Genomic DNA, 18,855 nt, shown 5'->3' on the forward strand with positions numbered 1-18,855 from the left:
GGTCGATCGCCCTCGCGGAATCGGGGACGACTTCCCCGTTTCGCTGGGACACCGGTGCAAACGGGGAAACGCTCCCCGGTTATTTCCGGACCGGGAGCCGATCGGTGTGAGCTGAGTCACCGCCTCGCCTCTGCTTCGGCGTGTCCCACGATCGGCTCTCCCGGCGCGCGCCCTCCCACGGCTCCCACCAGGCTGAACGAACGGAGCGCAGCCCGGAGCAGGCCGGCTGCCGCGGAGCCGAAGGCGGACGACGGCATGCACCAGACCCGCCGACGGATACGCAGACCCGGCACGCTCGGCGCCCTCGCCGTCATCACCTTCGCGGCGCTGACTTCGGCGAGCTCGACGCTCCCCGGCACCTCGCGGGCCTCGGCCGGTCCGATCGCGGCGGCCAAGGAGTCGGCGCTCGACCCGTGCCGTCTCACCTCCACCACGGGCGTACAGATGTCCGAAGGTGTGCCGACCCCGACGGGTTACGTACGTTCCACCGGCGAGATCCGCGCTCTCAACCTGATGATCGACTTCCCGGACGCGGAGGGAACGGGCTCGGCACTGGACCGGTACGCGGAGTTCTTCCCGCAGACCGAGCACTGGTTCGCCACCAGCTCGTACGGGAGGCTCGTCTACCGCCCCGAGGCTCCGCTGCAGGGCTGGCTGCGGATGCCGATGCCGTTCTCCGCGTACGGGATAGACCGTGGGGCACCGTACGAGCCGGGCTACCGCCAGCTCGTGCAGGACATCGTGGCCGCCACCGACCACCAGGTGGACTTCAGCGCGTACGACCTCGTCAACGTCCTGGTCACGCCGAACGCGGGCCCCTCGGCGCTGGACACCGTCCTGTCGGTGACCTTCTCCGGCAACCACGAGGCGCCCTACGCGGACGGGGTCCCGCTCGCCAACACGTCGTTCGTCTACAGCCGCCAGGACGACGGCTCGGGGACCTACTCCGAGACGGGTTACCGGGTGCTCCCGCACGAGAACGGCCATGTGTTCGGGCTGCCCGACCTCTACACGGCGGAGGGCGGCGGCGCCGTCGGCCACTGGGACATCATGTCCGAGGACTGGGGCGCCAACAACGACCTGCTGGGCTGGCACAAGTGGAAGCTGGGCTGGCTCGACAGCGACCAGGTCGTGTGCGCCTCCACGACCGGGAGCACCGAGTACGCGCTGACCCCGCTGGCCACCAAGGGCGGCCGCAAGCTCGTCGTGGTCCCGGTCGGCTCCGACGCCGGCTACGCCGTGGAGGTCCGCACCCGCGCGGGCAACGACGAGGCCGTCTGCGAGCCGGGCGTCCTCGTCTACCACGTCAAGACGGACGTCGACACGGGGCAGGGGCCGGTCGCCGTCACGGACAGCGACAAGGAGAGCGGCGGCTGCACCCGCCGGCCCAATGTGCACGCCGAGCTGTCGGACGCGCCGTACCGGCCGGGCGAGTCGTTCGTCGACCCGACGCACAGGATCCGGATCACCGTGCTGTCGGAGAGCGCGAACGGGACCTACCGGGTCCGCGTCACCCGCACCTGAGCCACCGCACCCCCTCAGCCGCCGCTCCTGACCCGCTCCACCAGCGGCCCGCGCAGTTCCCGCTTGAGGATCTTCCCCGTGGGATTGCGGGGCAGCGGCTCGTCCCGTACGACGACGTGCGCCGGCACCTTGAACGCGGCCAGGGTCCTGCCGACGTGCGCCCGCAACTCGTCGGCCGTGACCGCGGCGTCCGGGCCGAGCAGGACCACGGCGGCGACCTCCTCGCCGAGGACGGGGTGCGGTACGCCGAGCACGGCGGCGTCGACGACGTCCGGATGGTCGTGCAGGGCGGCCTCGACCTCGACGCAGTACACGTTCTCGCCGCCGCGGACGACCATGTCCTTGATGCGGTCGACGATCGAGACCCGGCCGTCCCGCACCGTCGCGAGGTCGCCGGTCCTGAACCAGCCGTCCGGCGTGAACGCCTGCCGGGTCGCGTCCTCGTCGCGCCAGTAGCCGCGCACCAGGGACTGTCCGCGCAGCCACAGCTCCCCGACCTCGCCCTCCGGCAGCACCTCACCGGACGGGCCGGCGATCCGTACCTCGGTGGCCGGGGTGGGGCGGCCCACGCTGTCCGGGAACCTCCGGTAGCCGGCACCGAAGTTGGCCGTCACACCGCCGCTGGTCTCGGTCAGCCCGTAGCCGTTGCGGGGCTCGACGCGTTCCCCGAAGCGGGCCGTGAGCCGTGCGACCAGATCGGGCGGCGCGGCGGCCCCGCCCGTGTTGAGGTGGGTGAGGCTCTCCAGGTGTGCGCCGGATCGCTCGGCGGCCGCCAGCAGTTGGAGCGCGGTGGTGGGCACCCCGGAGTAGTGCGTGACGCCGTGCCGTCCGATCAGCGTGAGGGCCTGCTCGGCGTCCCATTTGCGCATGAGGACGAGCGTCCCGCCGACGGCCATCACCGAGTAGACCGTGGTGAACGCCGCCACGTGGAAGAACGGGAAGGTCATGAGGCTGACCGGGGCGCGGCCCTGCCCGGGGAGGACGCCCCTGCCGAGCGCGGACGCGGCCGCGGTGTAACGGGGGTTCATCGCGGCGCCCGCCTGGGCGAGCTGGGTGGCGACGGCGCCCTTGGGCCGGCCCGTGGTCCCGGAGGTGTAGATGATGGTCGCGTCGTCCTCGGGGCGTACCTGCACATCCGGCGGCGCGACGCCGGGGTCCGGGGCCGGCAGGTCCTCGTACCGCTCGACGCCTTCCCCGGCCGGCCCGTCGTGGTGGAAGACGATGACGGGCACCCGCTGCCGCGACGCCCAGGCCCCGGTCCTCGGCAGCCGCTCCCCGTCCACGAGCAGGACCCGGGGCGTGCAGTCGTCGAGGGCGTAGGTGAACTCCTCCTCGGTCCACCAGGCGTTCAGCGGTACGGCCACCAGCCCGGCCAGCTGTGCCGCCCAGAAGGCGATCTGCCATTCGGGGTGGTTGCGCATGCCGATGACGGCCCGGTCGCCCGGCCGCAGTCCGTGCACCTCGACGAGGCGCCCCGCCAGCGCCGAGGCGGCCGCGAAGAACTCCCCGTAGGTGTACGTCCCGCTGTCCGCGACCAGGAACGGCTGCTCCCCGAACGCCCAGGTGGCCTCGACGAACTCGCGCAGCGTGCGCGGCCCCGACACATACACCCCGCCCTCGACCTCGAAGGGCGCGCCTGGCGCGGTGAGACGCCCCGAGGGGTCTTCGGAATGCGGCACGTACGGGTCCCTCCCCAGTCGGCTAAGCGCTTGCTCAGCCCGAAGCCCGACGCTATGCGCCGCCCCGCACCCCGTCAAGGCACGGCCCGCGCACGACCTTGACGGAAACGGCGCGCAGTCCGCCACCAGGCACCGGCGTCGAGTCCGCCGTCACGTCGCCGGCGTGCAGTCGGCCATCAGGTCACCGGCGCGCAGTCGGTCCTCACGTCGCCGGCGTGCAGTCGCCGTCAGATCACCGACGTGCAGTCGGCCGTCACGTCGCCGGCGGCTCGATGTCCGAGTCGAGCCGCACCCACTCCTTCACCGCCCGTGTCGTCGGATGCTCCGGCCCCATCGTCGCCCCCGCCCGCCGCAGCGCGTCCTCGTGCAGCCGCGCGGCCTCCTCCGGCTCCCCCAGGTCCCGCAGGTCCGCCGCGAGGTTGGACGCGCAGCCGATCGCGTCGTAGTGGTCGGCGGTGAGGACGCGGACGAAGGCGTCGTACGCCTCACGGCCCAGCCGCACCGCCCCCTCCGCGTCGCCGTCCGCGGCCAGGTCGGTGGCGTGGTTCATCATGCTCGTCAGCGTGTACGGATTGTCCTGGCCGAGCACTTCCCGGTGCTGATGCAGCGTCCTGCGCGAAAGCGCGAGCGCCGCGTCCCGCTCACCCGTCAGCCGCAGATAGACCGCCAGGTTGTTGGCGCAGGCCAGGGCGAACGGATGCCGCTCGCCCAGCTGGGTCCGGTGCCGGTTGAGCGCGTCCCTGGCGAGATCCCGTGCCCCCTGCGCGTCACCCGTGGCCACCAGCGCACAGGCCAGGTTGACGGCCGCGGAGAGTGTGTCCGGGTGGTCGGGGCCGAGCACGGACATCGAGATCTCGTAGTTCTCCGCGCTGAGCGCCCTCGCCTCCTCGTAACGCCCGCTGCGGCGCAGCACCGCGGAGAGGTTGCGGGAGGCCTGCAGGGTCTCGGGATGCCGGTCGCCGGTCTTGTCGCGGAACGCCTTCACCGTCTCCTGGAGCAGCTTCAGCGCCTCGTCCACGGACCCGGTCTCGCGCAGCCCTCGGGCGTAGTTGCTGGCCGATGTGAGCGTGTAGGGGTGGTGCTTGCCGAGCAGGCCCTTGCGCTTCTCCCACACCTCCCGGTCGAGTTCACGGGCGCCCCAGCGGTCCCCGACCAGGAACTTCGACACGGCGAGATTGTTGGCGGCCATGAGCAGCCGCTCCTCGTCCCCGCCCTCGTAGGCCCGTTTGCTCGCCGCGTAGGTCTCGTTGTCGACGTCACGCGCCTGCCGGTAGGCGCCCCTGGCGCGCAGATCGGCGCCGAGGTTCGCGGCGGCCACCAGCGTGTAGTAGTCGTCGGGGCCGAGCACCTCGCGTGCGGTCCGCAGCGCCTGCTCGTCCATCGCGTACGCCTCCTCCAGCCGCCCGCTGGAGCGCAGCGCGTTGGCGTACTGGGTGCGCAGATAGATCACGAGGGCGTCGTCGTCACCGAAGACGGGCTCCCAGGCGGCGAGGGCGCGCTCCGCCGTCTCCTGCGCCGCGACATGGTTGGACCGACGCCACAGGTAACGCACGGAGTCGGCGATCCAGCGGCGTACGGAATCGTCCTCGCTGGTGAAGGCACGCGACGGTCTCATGTGCGGCAGCAGTGAGGCGTGCCGGTCCCAGGACGCCGGGTCCTCCATGTTGCGGGGGTTGGCCTCGGCGAGGATCGCGTGCACATGGGCGCGCATGACGGGCCACTGCTCGCGCGGGATCTGGGCGCGCAGCACCTCCTGCACCAGCCGGTGCACACCGATGGTCTTGTCGCTCTGGTTGGTGCGGGCCAGACCGTACCGGTTGATCTCGGCGAACAGCGCGCCCATCCGCACCGAATGCACCAGCCGCCGGTCGTGGCGGGCCAGCAGCTCCGCCGTCTTCTGCCCGTACAGCGTCCACATCGGGATGGGGTCGGGGCCGAAGAACGCGCAGATCTCCAGCAGTTGGGCCGCCGCCGGCATCGACTCGCGGACCTTGCCCAGCGCCAGCAGCCAGGTCGCGGCGGCCGATCGCGGGTACGTCGTGGCCGGCTCCTGCTCCAGCATCGTCGCGAGCTGGGTGCTGAGCAGCTCCAGATACGTCTCCACCGGCATCGCGGACTGCTCCAGCCAGGCCGCCGCCTGGGCGACGGCGAGCGGCAGATCGCCGAGCGCCTCCGCGACCTGTGCGGCGTCGGCGTCCGGCAGATGCGGGTTCTGCCGCTGCAGCAGCCGCACGGACTCGTCCCGGGTGAAGACGTCCACCTCGACCTGTGCGGCCCGGTCCGCCCAGGCCCGGTTGCGTGAGGTCACGAGCACATGCCCGGTGCCGGAGGGGATCAGCGGGGCGAGCTCCTCCGGGTGCTCCGCGTTGTCGAACACCAGCAGCCAGCGCCGGTACGGCCGGCCCTGCCGCAGCGCCTCCAGCACCGCGTTGGACGTGGTCTCCACATCGTCCCCGGACGGCAGCCCCAACCGGCCCGCCAGGGTGGCCAGTTCCTGCCGTACGAGACTCGGCTGGCCCGCGTTGACCCACCAGACGACGTCGTAGTCGGCCGCGAACCGGTGCGCGTACTCGATGGCGACCTGCGTCTTGCCCACGCCGCCCATGCCGAACACGGCCTGCGGCGGACCGCCCAGCGGCACACCCGCGGCGAACCCGTCCCGCATCTCCTCCAGCGTCCGGCCGCGGCCGGTGAACGACGCGTTGCGGGTGGGCATCTGCCACACCGGCGGCGGGGTGCCGGGATAGCGCGGCCCCTGGTCCTCGTCCGCGTCACCCGGTGTGCGTACGGTCTCGGCGGCCGGCGGATCGGGCCGCCCGACCGCCGCCAGCAGCGCCGCCTCCGCCTCGACCTGGTCGTCGCGCTCGACGAGGTCCACGGCGACCAGACCGTCGAACGGCGGTGCCAGCGGCGCCGGATGGATCCGGATGGGGATCAGCATCCGCTGCGAGGCCTCCGGGTCGCGGGCCGAGACCGACTTCCACACCTCGTAGGCGTGCGGCAGCCGCACATAGTCGGGCGAGAGCAGGACCACGATCCGGCCCGATCCGTCCAGCGCCCGGCGCACCTCGGTCCCCGCGTCGGAGCCGGCGTGCTCGGCGGCGCCGCTCAGCACCACTTCGTAGCCGAGGCCGCGGAGCCTGGCCGCGATCCACTCCGCCCACATCCGGTCGGCCGGCGCGTAGCTGAGGAACAGATCGGAGGGCACGGGCGGTTTGGTCCGCTCGTACCGGGACAGCAGCGCGCGCCGCCGGGTCTCCGGCATGGGCCGCTGCCGCGTCACCCGGCCGCCGGTGATCCGCCCGGTGAGCCGCTCCGACGCGGCCAGCAGGCTGGTGCCCTGGTGCGGGCGGTCGCCGACGGGCGCGGGGATCTCCTCGTACGCGAAGAACGGCCGGTACGGGATCTCCACATCGCCCCAGTAGCGGTCGCGCTCCTCCCGGGTCATCCCTTCGAGGAACGACAGGAACCGGCTGCGGGCGAGGTCGCGCCCCGCCTCCAGCTTCTTCTGTTCGGCGTACTCGACACGCATCGGCGCGGGCAGGATCCGCACCGGACGGTCGGTGACCTGGGCGCGCACGGACTCGGCAACGGCGGCCGCGCCCTGGATCGACTGGGCGCTGAGGGTGAAGCAGACGGTGACGACGTCGGGCAGCAGGACCGTGCAGATGCCGGCCGTGTCGGACAGTCCGGTGCGGCTGTCGATCAGGACGTAGTCGTAGCGGCCGCGCAGCTCGTCGCGGAGTGCGGCCAGGAAGGCGGCGCCGCGCAGCCGCGTGTAGAAGTGGTCCCAGTCGAAGGTGGACACGGCCGCCGAGTAGCCGTCGTCCTGGAGTCCCGCGGGCAGGAAGTCCAGCTGCCCGCCGTCGGGGAAGTCCTCCCGGATCCCGACGATGCAGCGGTCCACGTCACAGCGGTCGCGGAACCACTGGGCACGGTCGCGGGAGCCCGCCGCGCCGGGGCCCGGCTCGTCGGCCCGTATCGCGTAGTCGCGGATGAGGTCGATGACACCGCCGGTGGAGCCGAGTTCGGGGTCGGTGAGCAGGGGGTGGAAGTAGCGGTGCAGACCAGGGGCCTCCAGGTCCCAGTCGACCATCAGCACCCGCAGCCCGTTCCCGGCGAGGATCCAGGCGGTGTTGACGAGCGCCATCGTCCGGCCGACTCCGCCCTTGAACGAGTAGAACGTGACGACGGTCCCCGGCTCACCGGTGCCTGCGCTGCCGGGCTCGCGGATGCCTGCGCTCTTCATCGTCCTGGTCCTCCCTCACGGCGGCCGTCGAACGGGTCCTGCGGGGTGTGCGGATACGGGTACGGGTCGAACGCGTACGGGTCGTACGGGATGTGCGCGCGGCCGCCGGACCAGCGGGGCGAACGGGGCGCGGGCGGCCTGTTCGCGCTCCCCGGCGAGCCGCCGGCCCGGGTGCCTCCCTGCGGGCCGCCGCTGGGGCCGCGCAGGATCGGCCGGGCGGCCACCGGGCCGTCGTCGCCGTCGTCACCCGGCGCCACGACGGCGGTCCGTTTGCGGATCAGATTGTTCTGCGCGGCCGACACCATCCGGCCCAGCGCCTTCTTGAAGTCGTCGAAGCAGACCCGGAGCTGGAACTGTCTGTCGTGCACGCCCCGCGACGACTTGCGCTCGAAGACGTCGCCGACCCGGCTCCAGAGCTCCTCCCGGTCCCGCTCCTCCCGGGGATGGCACGGCACCAGGACACCGGTCGCCGGATGCTCGGTACGGTCGAACTGCTCCAGCGGCTGGCGGTACGGAGGTTCGGGCGCGCTCCAGGCGTCGACCAGCAGAATCGTCACCTGGTCGTCGCGCCAGGCCTGGTTGAGCTGCCGGTTCAGCCCGGAGCCCACCTCCCGGTAGGCCGTCCCGTAGCCCTGCGCCGTCACGAGCCGCTGGGCCTGCTGGTAGAGCGGGTACTCCTCCTGCGGATGGTACGGATTCCAGTCCAGCCCGGCCTGGCCGTAGTACGGCGCGCCACGGCGGTGCCCGGGCGCGGACTCCGACGAGCCGGCGGCGACGAAGAACTGCACCGTGCTGCCCGGCCGGGTCGGCTCGGTCCTCGGCTGGAACGACAGGGGCTCCCGCGCCAGCCGCAGGGGCTCCTCGGGCACGGGCAGGTCCTCCCCGTGGACGACGTCGAGCACGCGCTGGGCGATCAGCCGGACCGCGCCCGTGTAGTCCTCCCCCGTGGGCGCCCGCTGGAGGAGCCGCTGCAGCCCGACGTCCGCGTACCAGGAGCCGAAACCGTCCGTCAGGTACTGGATGTGCCCGACCTCCTGCGGCACCTCGACGGGGTGCCACAGAACGGGGATCAGCGCCGAGGAGCCGCGCCGGGTTCGGGCGAAGTACTCACCGGCACGGCGCATCATCACACCCGCCTCACGTGAGCACCACGCGCTGCGGAAGTAGGCGGGCGAGTAGAGCGCGACCATCGAGTGGCAGCCCGCGAGGGCGATCTCCAGCTGCTCGCTCCAGTGTTCGCCGATCCGGATCGAGCTGTTGTCACGGAATCCGATCGGGACCTGGGCCGTGCCGTCGGAGAGTTCGATGATCTGCGTGCAGAGATCGTCGTAGAACTGCTGCACATACGCGTCCGAGTCGTCGATCCTCGCGTAACTCAGGAAGAAGTACGGCCCCACCGGCTCCCCCATGACTCCGGCTGCTCAACGCAGACTCACAGTGCCCCGGCAGGGGCTCGACACCCTTTGGGTTTGCTGGTTATTGCCCTCTCCGTGGAGGAGCTAAGCCGCCCGTCACGTTCTGGCCAGAAGTCGCCGCGTTTCTTTACCTGTCGCAGACGGCGCGGCGCAGCTCGATGACGAACTCCCGCCCGTCCTCGGTGAGTTCACCGGATTCCAGGAGGGTGTCGGCGGCTTCCAGGGTGCGGCCGCGCCAGTGCGCGTACTGCTCGGCGGCGAGAGGGCCCGACTCCCTCCGCCAGAAGTCCGACACCCCCAGATGCGCGTACGTCCCCTGGAGCAGCGCCCCGGCCGGGCGGGGGTCGGGCCGCCAGGGGGCGTGGTAGCGGGCCCCGGAATCCGGTCCGTGCAGCGGTACGAGATCGAGGAGCGCCCCGAGCTGGATGTGCAGGAACTCATGGACCAGGGCGAGCGCGAGCGGCTGCGGACCGGAGGGCAGCGACACCCCGATCGCGCCGTAGCCGCGCCGTACGGCCGACGACACGGCGGTCCCGTCGGGCGGCGGCCGCAGCGGCACCAGGGTGGACACGCCGGCACCGACGGCCTCCGCGTACCAGGGATGGCGCTCGGCGAGCAGTCGCCATGCCTCGGCGAGCAGCTCCCGCCAGGCGCGCAGCTCGTCCTCGCCGAGCGGGCCGGGCACGGGCTCGCCGTGCGCGTGCCGGTACGGGCCCCGGTCGTCGATCCGCAGCACGAGACGGTGCCCGGCGGCCTCCAGGCGTACGACGTGCCCGGTCGGCCGGAGGAAGCCGGCGAGCCCGCGCAGCCGGTCGCGGTCGGTGTCCTCGGACCGGTCCGGGTGTTGGTGCTGGTCCTGGTCAGGGGCCTGGTCCTGGTCAGGGGCCTGGTCCTGGTTCTGGGCAGGGGCCTCGTCCGCGTGGAGGCGGCGCAGACAGTCCGCCGCCCACAGGTCCAGATACGGCTGCAGCAGCACGGACTCCCACTGCTCCCGGGACCGCTGTCGGATCCGCTCGAACTCCTCGTACGTCTCGGCGAGCCGTACCTCACGGGCTTCGTCGGGCCGCCGCGCCTCTGCGGCCCGGCGCACCGCGCTCAGCAGCAGCCGTCGCTTGCTGAGCTGGCCGGCCCGAAGGACGGCGACGGCGTCGGCGCCGCCGCGCCCCCGGGCGAGGGCGAGGAAGGTCCGACGGGGGATGGTGTGCGGGGAGGCCGTGGTCATCGTGCTCCCACCTCCTGGTCGTGCGTCGCGCGTCGTGCGTTGAAGGCGGCGACATCGGCTTCCAGACGCCGCCGGATGTGCTCGATGAGAACGGCCATGTCGTGGCAGTACACGGTGGGCCGGTCGAACGGCTCGTCCGCTCCGGGGTGGTGGCGGTGCGCGTACAACCCGCCGCCGCAGACCGCCCACAGCGGGCACGCGCGGCACAGGGCCGCGGGCCGGGGCGTCCGGAACGCCGGATGCCGGGCGGCCTCGGCGAAGGAGTCACGGAAGACGCTGAGCCCGGTGTACGCGGCGCCGTCGTACGCCGCCTTCAGACTGTCCGCCAGCTCCAGCGATCCGTCCGTCTCCACGACCACCAGGTCCGCGGGTCCCGTTCCCACCATCTCGCTGCTCGCCCGGCCGCCCAGCAGCAGCACGATCAGCTCCTCGAACAGCCGGATCCCGGTCTCCCGGCGGGGCGCCCCGTACCAGCGGTCGAAGACGGCACACAGCCAGTCGGCGTACGGAGTCGGCTCCTCGGCGCCGGCGGGCGCGTGGGGGGCGGGTGCGGGAGGCGGCCCGGGCGCGGGCGGCCGCGGCACGGGAGACCCGGACGTGGGAGGCTGCGGCACGGGAGGCGCGGGCATGGGCGGCCGGTCCGGGGGCTGACGGCCCGCAAGCCCCGGTGGCGGATTGCCCCAGGTGCCGTGCGGCAGCAGCAGATCCATGCGGGGCGGCGCGAAGGCGAGAAGCGCCTCGTAGGTGGCCACGGGGTCGGTGGCCGGATCGACGGTGCACAGCACTCCGCCGAACAGGTCACGGTGCTCCTCCGTGCCGAGGATCCCGAGCGCCCCGGCGACCGCCGCATGGCTCCCCCGCCCGTCGGCGAACCGGCGGTAGCGGTCGTGGTCGGCCGCGGTCCCGTCCACGCTGACGCCGATCCGTACCCGGTGCCGTCGCAGCACGCGCAGCAGCTCGAGGTCGTCCCGTAACAGCACCCCGTTGGTCTGCACCGCGTACGCCACGTCGCCGGTGCCGTCCAGGGCGTCGCGCAGCACCGTCAGGGTCTCGTCGAGATGCCGGGGCCCGACGAGGAGCGGCTCGCCGCCGTGGAGGATGACCGCGATCGGGGCCGCGGCCCCTGGGGCACTCTCGTCCCGCCGGTACGCGGCGATCCGCTCGGCCACCCGGCGTACGGTCGCCAGTTCCATCCGCCGTGGCTTGGTGCGCCAGCTGTGGTCCGCGGCCTCGTACACGTAGCAGTACGTGCAGGAGAGATTGCACCGCCCGTGCAGTTTCAGCAGATACTGGCGGAACGTCACAACGTGTCTCAGGACACCGGGTTGAGCGCCGAGGTGAAGGCCGACACCGGCTCGCCGGAGGGATGGAGCGCATCGTCCCTGAGCCGCGCCACGATGGCCCCGAACACCGTGTCCGGAAGCTCGGCCAGTTCAGCGTCGCTCAGCTCACTGACATCCGCCAGGACGGAGACCAGTGGGGCGGAATTGGTCATCCACGATCCCCTTACCTACACGTTGCGGCGGACTATATAACACAGAGTCATTGATCGTTTGCGCACCCGGGACCCTCGTCCCCCGTGTGCGTCGAGACGCCGTCGGCCATGCGGGGGCGGCCCCGCAGGTGGTCCGCTGACAGGCGACGGGCGGGGGGTGCGGGGGGCGGGGATGCGCAGCCGGCGAGAGACCGTACTGCGGCGGCTCACGGACGAGGGCTGCAGCCTCGTCGAGGACGTCCGACCCGGCACGGCACGCGGGCGAGGCGCCTGGCGGGCCGAGAGCGGCGCCCACGAAGCTTCGACCCCGGGCAGCACACGGACACCATGATCATTCACCACGGCCACGGACCGGCGCCGCCCTGCTCAGCAGGTCCGTCGCTCCGGCCAAGATCACCCACACTCTCGCCGCCCGAGCCGGTCCGCTCGTATCCCCGTCTACGGATCATGCACCACCCGCTACACTGACCGCGGCGGCTGATCCCTCACCGGCTGCCACCACAACCTGTCGCAAGCAGGTCCGCAACAGTCCGCCCACCTCGGCAGACCTTCGGGCACGCTTTCGACGGTTCCCCGCCTTCGTAGCTCAGGGGATAGAGCACCGCTCTCCTAAAGCGGGTGTCGCAGGTTCGAATCCTGCCGGGGGCACAACGCATTTACGCCGCTGACCTGGGGTTTCTTCCCCAGGCAGGCGCTCTATTCGGCCTCGGACTCCCCGTCCGGGGCCGTTTGCGTGAGCGACGGGTACTGCTCGGCCTGTAGCGGGTCTGTATGCGCAGGTCTGGACGTCGGGCCCCTTTCCGGTTCAGGCCAGACCGAACTTCTCAGCGTGCACCTGTCGCGCAGGGACCCGCAGGTCGCGTAGGCCGGCGAGCACGGCCCTGGTCATGGCGGGCGGGCCGCAGACGTACACGTCGCGTTCGGTGATGTCGGGGACCAGCTGGTGCAGGCTGCCCGGGCCGAACGGCGGGGTGCCGCCCTCGCCGGTTCTGCCGGTGAGCAGGTGCAGCCGTCCGCCCCGTAGCGCGACCAGGTGGCGCACCTCGTTCAGCAGCACGGCGTCGGCCTCGCTGCGCACCCGGTACAGCACGACGACGTCGCCGGGCGCCGCCTCCTCCAGCATGGCCCGCACGGGCGTGATCCCCACACCCCCGGCGATCAACAGGGTGCCGGGCCGGGTCCGGTGCAGCGAGGTGAACGCCCCGTACGGTCCCTCGACGAAGGCGCGGCTGCCGACCGGTACGTTCCGCAGGCCGGCACTGGTGCTGCCCGCCGCCTTCACCGTGAGGCGCAGCCCTTGTCCGCCCGGCGCCGCCGACAGGGAGAAGGGGTTGGCCAGCCACCAGTGGTTGTGCCCGGGGAACCGCCAGATGCAGAACTGCCCCGCCCTGGCCGGGAGTTTGTCGAGGTGTCGGCCGGTGACGTATACGGAGACCACATTGTCCGACTCCGGTACCACGGCCGCGACGCGGAACCGGTGGTAGGCGTTGCGCCACAGCGGCACGGCGACACGCCCGGTCAGCAGGGCGCCGAAGGCGAACAGCCACAGAATCCACCAGTAGGCCGTGGCGAACGCGGAGGACGTGAACGTCGTGGTCTCCTGCAGCTGGTGGACGAACGACAGGCCCAGAGCCACGTAGAGCAGCAGGTGCAGACCGTGCCAGACCTCGTACCGCAGTCGCCGCCGCAGGGGCCGGGTGGAGATCACGGCGATCACGACGATGACGGTCGCGGCGAGCATGCCCAGCAGGGAGGCCGGCACCCCGCTCAGTGCGACGAACGTCTTCCCCATGGACGCGTCGTCGAGGTTCGCATAGCCGAGCACCACCAGCGTGGCGTGGGTGAGGACGGTCCACAGCAGCAAGAAACCGACCCAGCGGTGCCACACCGTGAGCCGGTCCATCCCGATGCGGCGGTCCAGCCAGGGCAGCCGGGCGACCAGCAGCAGTTGGAACAGCATCAGCAGGGCTGCGTGCAGTCCGAAGAACTTGGCGACCGTGAGCACCCCGTTCTTGCCTGAACCCGCGCTGAGGAACAGCGCCTCGACGGTCACCGCGTTGACGATGACGAAAGTCCACATCGCCCAGCGCGCCGCGTCCACCGGAAGCACGGTGCCTCTGCGCACCGTGTTACTCGCCACCGCCATGCTTTCCTCACATCCCCCGTGGCCGCTGCACTCGCGGCCGCATGCACTAACCTGATGAAGATCGAGTAATTCGTCCGGATACGCACGCCGATCGGATAAGCATACGGAGCGTGAGCCCGATCCGTTCACGCCAGAACCGTCGAATCCAACCGCTGTTCGGCGTTCGGTGCGTCCTGCGGCTCAGGGTTCCGCAATGGTTTACGTCGCCGGGTGGTGCAGCGCTCACCGGTGTGGCCAGCGCCGCGAACATCAGCTCGGCCGCGGTGTCAATCCGCTCGCAGCGTGGAGAGTTCCCACGCTGCTTCTTGCAAGACCTGCCCAGTACTGCCGTTCGAGCTCCACCGGGCTGAGGAACCCACACACGCTGTGCATCCGACGAGTGCCGTAGAAGTCCGCGATCCACGTGCCGGTCCTGATGCGCGCCTCGGCCCAGGTGCGGAAGTGCTGCCGGTGGACGTACTCCACTTCAGCACACTGTTGAATGCCTCTGAGACGGCGTTGTCGGAACACGACCCCACCCGCCCCATGGATTGCCACACGCCCCACCGGCGGCACGCGTCACCGAACCGCTTCGAGACGTACTCACTGCCGCGGTCCGAGTGGAAGATCACTCCGGAGACGTCGCCGGCGCAGGCCGCGGCCATGTTCAGCGCCGCGACCACCAGTTCTGCGTCGTGGTGGACGCCCATGGCGAACCCCAGCAGCCGGCGGGAGTACAGGTCGATGACGGTGGCCAGGTACAGCTTGCCTTCATCGGTGCCGAACTCGGTCATGTCCCCGGCCCAAACGGTGTCCGGGGCGGGCGCCCTGAGGTCGCGCCGCAGCCAGTCCGGGCGGCGCGCCGGCTGCCGGGTCTGGCCAGGCCGGGCCGGGCTCGCGGCGCACCGTGCGCGCCGCGAGCCCGAGCCCGGCCATGAGCCTGGCCACGGTGCTGCCCGACACCCGCCAGCCGGCGCGCATCAGCTCGTCGTGGGCTCGCTGGTCGGATGCTGGCGACGGGGAGGGGGGCGTGAGCGAGAGCAGCGTGCCGGACGGGTGGCAGACAGTACGCTGAATCCAGCGGGATCGGGCCCGCAGCACAGTGTCCGGGAGGCGCTTCATGACGGCCGAGATGGTGGCCCCGGCGTGGATGCATGAGCAGATCACGGCGGAGGAGTACGAGTCCTGGTCCGAGGAGCAGTGCGCCGGTATCGAGATCGTGGACGGGATGGTCGTCGTGAGTCCGAGTGCGTCCAAGCGGCACAACCGGCTGGCCCGGATTCTGGCGAACGCCCTGGATGCCGCCGCGGGCCCGGAGTGGAACGCCGACACGGACTTCGACGTCCGGCTTCAGGACGTCCCGCTCACCAATCGCCGCCCGGACGTCGTCGTGTACCACGCAGACACGATCGATATCACCCCTACCCGCCCTGAGCACGTGCTGCTGGTCGCGGAGGTGGTGTCGCCAGGCTCGGAGACCACCGACCGGATCGTGAAGGTCGACCAGTACGCCAAGGCAGGCATCGGCTTCTACTGGCGGATCGAGCAGGCCGCGACAGGCGTTCCTCTCGTGTACACCTACGTTCTCGACCCCGCGACGAAGACCTACCGGGACGGAGACATGTTCACAGGCGTCCTCAAGGTAGCGGCCCCCTTCGCGGTGGAGATCGACCTAGGCCAGGTCTGACCCACGCGCTGCTCAGCAGCTGTCAGCGCGTGAGCGATGCGTGAGCGGACGGCCCGATACCGGGCGGTATGAGCCGGATCAAGTGGCTCGCCGTGCGGTTCGGACCAGGGGAACCAGCACCGCGCGGCAGCGCCAGGCACCCCCCGGCAAGGATTCGATCCCACTCCTAAAGCGGGTGTCGCAGGTTCGAATCCTGCCGGGGGCACCACAACTCCGCAGGTCAGCATACTGAAGGCCTTCCAGGAAACCTCTCTGGAAGGCCTTCAGGCATGCAATGGGAACACCCTGGGAACACGGAACTGGGCATTGCGCATTTCGCATATCTTTGCGCTCCCTGGACCGGCTCATTTCAGTGACGGCGCTCACCGTTCACCGTGTCATTCCGCCCCGATGAGAATGTGGCGGTGTCGGTGCAGTCGGACATCCCTTCCGTGGCCATCACCACGACGAAATCCACGGCCGACGCCGTGCGCGTTTTTGTGACAGGGCCGACTGAGGGCGTCGCCGAGCCCGGCCTCACCCTCGAACCGCCATGACGTCGGCCCGAGGCGAAAGCCTCAGCACCGGGTCGAATGATCTTGCAATCCTCGGCTTGGCGACTCATCTGGCGACAGGACCGCCGCCGATCTGATCCTGGCCGCCCGACGTTCCTGGCGACAGTCGAGGGTCGGCTCAATCGCCGGACGTCTGCCCCCGGCCCGGCACCTGAGGCGCCCTCGCGGCCTCGGCCTCGGCCTTCGCGTCGCTCACTACGGCGGCAGCCTGCTTCGCGACCTCATCAGCAGCCGCGGCGGCATCGAACGAAAGCGACGAGCCCGCCTCGAGCTCCGCAGCCCCGCCTTCGTCCGACGCATCGTCGGCGTCGGCAGTGGTGGTTCCCTCCGGTTGTGCAGATGCGCGAAGACCCATCGTTGATTGATCGCCGAATGCGCTGGTGACGGCGCGAACTGCCTCGGTCAGCTCCCCCGGGATCACCCAGAACGTGTTGTTGTCGCTCTTCGCCAGGTGCGGGAGCGTCTCGAGGTACTTGTAGGCCAGGATCTTCGGGTCGGCATTGTTGCGATGGACGGCCTGGAAGACGAGCTCCACCGCCTTCGCCTCGCCGTCCGCCCGCAAGATCATTGCTTGCTGCGTGCCCTGCGCTTCCAGGATGTCCTTCTGTTTCGTGCCCTCCGCAGTAAGGATCTTCGCTTGCCGCTCCCCCTCGGCGTGCAGGATGGCGGCGCGCTTGTCACGCTCGGCCCGCATCTGCTTCTCCATGGCCTCTTTGATGGTGTGCGGTGGATCGATGGCCTTGATCTCGACGCGGTTGACCCGGATACCCCACTTGCCGGTGGCGTCGTCGAGGACGGTGCGCAGCCGGGCGTTGATCTCCTCACGTGAGGTGAGCGTCCCCTCCAGGTCCATGGAGCCGATGACGTTCCGCAGCGTGGTCACAGTGAGCTGATCGATCGCCTGCAGGAAATCGGCGACCTCGTAGGCCGCTGCCCGCGGGTCAGTGATCTGGTAGTAGAGCACCGTATCGATGTTCACCACGAGGTTGTCCTCAGTGATCACCGGCTTGGGGTCGGACGAATACACCTGCTCGCGCACGTCGAGTTTCGTGTTGACACGGTCCGCCACCGGCACGACGAAGTTCAGGCCGGGCTGCAACGTCCGCCGATACCGGCCGAACCGCTCGATGTTGTAGCGGCGCGCCTGCGGGACGATCCGCACCGTGGAGGCCACGAGGAAGACAACAACAATCGCCGCCACAAGAATCGGGATGACCACCGGATCCACACTTCCTCCGTTGAGATGTGTTCAGCCGTTCATGGCAGGAGTTCGCGGGGGTAGACGACAGCTGTAGCGCCTTCGATCTCCATGACATCCACCAGCGCGCCCACCGGGATGACCTGGCTTTCGTCGAGGGCACGGGCGGACCATTCCTCGCCGGATACTTTGATCAGACCGCGGGTCGCGGTGACCTCCCGCATGACCTCGGCCCGCCTGCCGATCAGCGCATCGCTGCCCTCACGCGTGAGTGGTGCCTGTGCCATATGCCGCAGCGCGACAGGACGGACGATGACGAGTCCCGCTGCCGCTGCCACTCCGAGCGCCACGAGCTGGCCGAAAAGGCCGATGCCCACTCCAGCGACTACAGCCGCAACCAATGCAGCCCCCGCCAGCAACCCGAGAACCAGCGTCAAGGTGAAGAACTCCGCGACACCAAGCGCCGCGGCGGCGAACAGCCATACGAACCACGGCATCGAATCAGCCTCCCTCAGGGGACTTATCCACCAACCTACCCCCCGGCACCGGGACAGATGCAGACTTGTCCCGCCTTGTTCAATGGAGCGCATCCCATCGGACGAGACGCGGAATCTGCTGGAACCCGCTTGGTCTGCGATCAGGACGCCTGGACGGCGACAAGGAGGTCCGACCGCGATGCCGGTGCTGATCGGCGCCCTCCGCCTGACGGCCGCCTGCTTGTCGTCCCGGCCGGCCGTCCGGTGCACCGGCCCAGCCGTCGGCTGAGTACAGAGCCCTCGACGGTGGGTCGGGCTGGATCAGCGAGCCCGGCAAGACCCACCGGACACCCCCTAAGCCTTCCAAGAGAGCGACCTCTCAAATGCACTGCAGTGGTCATGGAGTCAGCACTGTCGCAGCCGGGGTGGGCATCGCCTCAGGGCTTCACAACTCAAGCAGGGGTGCGGGCTCTTGTCGGACGGCACCCGTCCCCGGTCTTCTCGGGAGGGGTGCCGTCCGGGTGCCTGCCGGGCGGGCGCTCAGCTGACGAGGTACTTGACCGCGTCGACCACGTGTGGGCCGTGGCCGAAGGCCGCGGCCAGATGCTCGAGTCGCTCGTACGCCGCCGGGGTCAGTGGTGTGCCGAAACTGTTGACAGCACAGAGCAGGAACCGGAAGGCCAGTTCGGCGCAGACAACTTCTGCGCACCGCATCAGCGCGTGACGGGTGGCCGCTGACCGGGTGTCCTTGTCTCCGCCCTGGTCGAGCAGCCCGACCATGGCGACCACCTCCGCCGTCCGCCGGCGATGCTCGACCGCCGCCGGCGAGGCCCCGTCGGGCACGCACACGGGATACGTCGTGCAGGCGTCCTCCGAAGCGCCGCGTGCTCTCGCGATCGGCACGATCAGCGACAGCAGGCGGTCCACGGACGCGCGCTCCTTGCCGCCGATCTCAGGCTGGCCATCCATCGGTGTGCCCGTGGCCCGCCAGAGAACGCTCAGCTCCTCGCCGGTGAGGTCCGCATCCCGCAGCCGCAGTACGTCCTCGATGAGGAGCAGGACGCGGCCGGGTTCGAGATCCGGGTTCCGGCCACCTAGGTAGGCCAGGGCGTGATCCAGTGCCGTGTCGGCGTAGAGGATCCAGTCGCCGTGGAAGGACGTGCCGAGCTCGGTCACGCCGAAGTCGAAGGTCATGTCCTCGTGCTGTGCTGCGGGGTCGTGCATGGTTCTG

General features: G+C 70.7%; 13 protein-coding genes and 1 tRNA gene. 3 read left to right on the top strand and 11 right to left on the bottom strand.

The genetic code is table 11. The annotated features are described in order from the left end of the window. The first annotated feature begins 255 nt into the window (after positions 1–255). Entirely contained in the window at positions 256–1,524 is a 1,269-nt protein-coding gene (locus OG766_RS14755; protein ID WP_266378996.1) for a M6 family metalloprotease domain-containing protein, read from the top strand. 14 nt (positions 1,525–1,538) lie between these two features. Here the strand turns inward: OG766_RS14755 and OG766_RS14760 are convergent, their stop codons facing one another. From OG766_RS14760 to fxsA, 6 genes are all read right to left on the bottom strand, one after another. Further along, a complete protein-coding gene (locus tag OG766_RS14760) occupies positions 1,539–3,203 on the bottom strand; it encodes a class I adenylate-forming enzyme family protein (RefSeq protein ID WP_328725519.1) in 1,665 nt (554 codons plus the stop codon). A 253-nt stretch (positions 3,204–3,456) separates the two neighbouring features. Then, positions 3,457–7,452 carry an FxSxx-COOH system tetratricopeptide repeat protein gene (gene fxsT, locus OG766_RS14765; RefSeq protein WP_328725520.1) on the bottom strand — a complete coding sequence of 1,332 codons (3,996 nt, stop codon included), beginning with the start codon at positions 7,450–7,452 and terminating at the stop codon, positions 3,457–3,459. Continuing rightward, positions 7,449–8,861: a TIR-like protein FxsC gene (locus OG766_RS14770; RefSeq protein WP_266379004.1), complete on the bottom strand. Its 1,413-nt coding sequence runs from the start codon at positions 8,859–8,861 to the stop codon at positions 7,449–7,451. The genes fxsT and OG766_RS14770 overlap by 4 nt, the downstream gene beginning before the upstream one ends. Before the next feature lie 133 nt (positions 8,862–8,994). Further along, a complete protein-coding gene (locus OG766_RS14775; protein WP_328725521.1) occupies positions 8,995–10,089 on the bottom strand; it encodes an aKG-HExxH-type peptide beta-hydroxylase in 1,095 nt (364 codons plus the stop codon). Next, a complete protein-coding gene (locus OG766_RS14780; protein ID WP_328725522.1) occupies positions 10,086–11,393 on the bottom strand; it encodes a radical SAM protein in 1,308 nt (435 codons plus the stop codon). Before OG766_RS14780 ends, OG766_RS14775 begins: the two co-directional genes overlap by 4 nt. An 8-nt stretch (positions 11,394–11,401) precedes the next feature. Further along, positions 11,402–11,584 (bottom strand): FxSxx-COOH cyclophane-containing RiPP peptide, encoded by a 183-nt coding sequence (fxsA, locus tag OG766_RS14785; protein WP_266379009.1) that lies wholly within the window; start codon positions 11,582–11,584, stop codon positions 11,402–11,404. Between the two features lie 575 nt (positions 11,585–12,159). Here fxsA and OG766_RS14790 point away from each other — a divergent pair. Beyond that, positions 12,160–12,232: transfer RNA gene (locus OG766_RS14790), tRNA-Arg, on the top strand. Between the two features lie 157 nt (positions 12,233–12,389). On the opposite strand, the gene OG766_RS14795 is transcribed toward OG766_RS14790, so the two are convergent. Together OG766_RS14795 and OG766_RS14800 are read right to left on the bottom strand one after the other, a co-directional pair. Next, positions 12,390–13,730, bottom strand: coding sequence for a ferredoxin reductase family protein (locus tag OG766_RS14795; RefSeq protein WP_423247048.1), 1,341 nt, complete (start codon positions 13,728–13,730; stop codon positions 12,390–12,392). A 266-nt stretch (positions 13,731–13,996) separates the two neighbouring features. Then, positions 13,997–14,554 carry a transposase gene (locus OG766_RS14800; RefSeq protein WP_443045605.1) on the bottom strand — a complete coding sequence of 186 codons (558 nt, stop codon included), beginning with the start codon at positions 14,552–14,554 and terminating at the stop codon, positions 13,997–13,999. A gap of 275 nt (positions 14,555–14,829) precedes the next feature. On the opposite strand from OG766_RS14800, the gene OG766_RS14805 reads away from it, so the two are divergent. Next, positions 14,830–15,396 (top strand): Uma2 family endonuclease, encoded by a 567-nt coding sequence (locus OG766_RS14805; RefSeq protein WP_266379015.1) that lies wholly within the window; start codon positions 14,830–14,832, stop codon positions 15,394–15,396. Between the two features lie 672 nt (positions 15,397–16,068). On the opposite strand, the gene OG766_RS14810 is transcribed toward OG766_RS14805, so the two are convergent. From OG766_RS14810 to OG766_RS14820, 3 genes are all read right to left on the bottom strand, one after another. After that, a complete protein-coding gene (locus tag OG766_RS14810; RefSeq protein WP_328725523.1) occupies positions 16,069–17,178 on the bottom strand; it encodes an SPFH domain-containing protein in 1,110 nt (369 codons plus the stop codon). Positions 17,179–17,207: 29 nt separating this feature from the next. Further along, complete coding sequence (locus OG766_RS14815) at positions 17,208–17,645, bottom strand: NfeD family protein (RefSeq protein WP_266379019.1); 438 nt, start codon at positions 17,643–17,645, stop codon at positions 17,208–17,210. Between the two features lie 519 nt (positions 17,646–18,164). Beyond that, entirely contained in the window at positions 18,165–18,848 is a 684-nt protein-coding gene (locus OG766_RS14820) for a hypothetical protein (RefSeq protein WP_266379021.1), read from the bottom strand. Between the last annotated feature and the right edge of the window lie 7 nt (positions 18,849–18,855).

This window comes from Streptomyces sp. NBC_00259 (assembly GCF_036181745.1).
GTDB lineage: Bacteria > Actinomycetota > Actinomycetes > Streptomycetales > Streptomycetaceae > Streptomyces > Streptomyces pratisoli.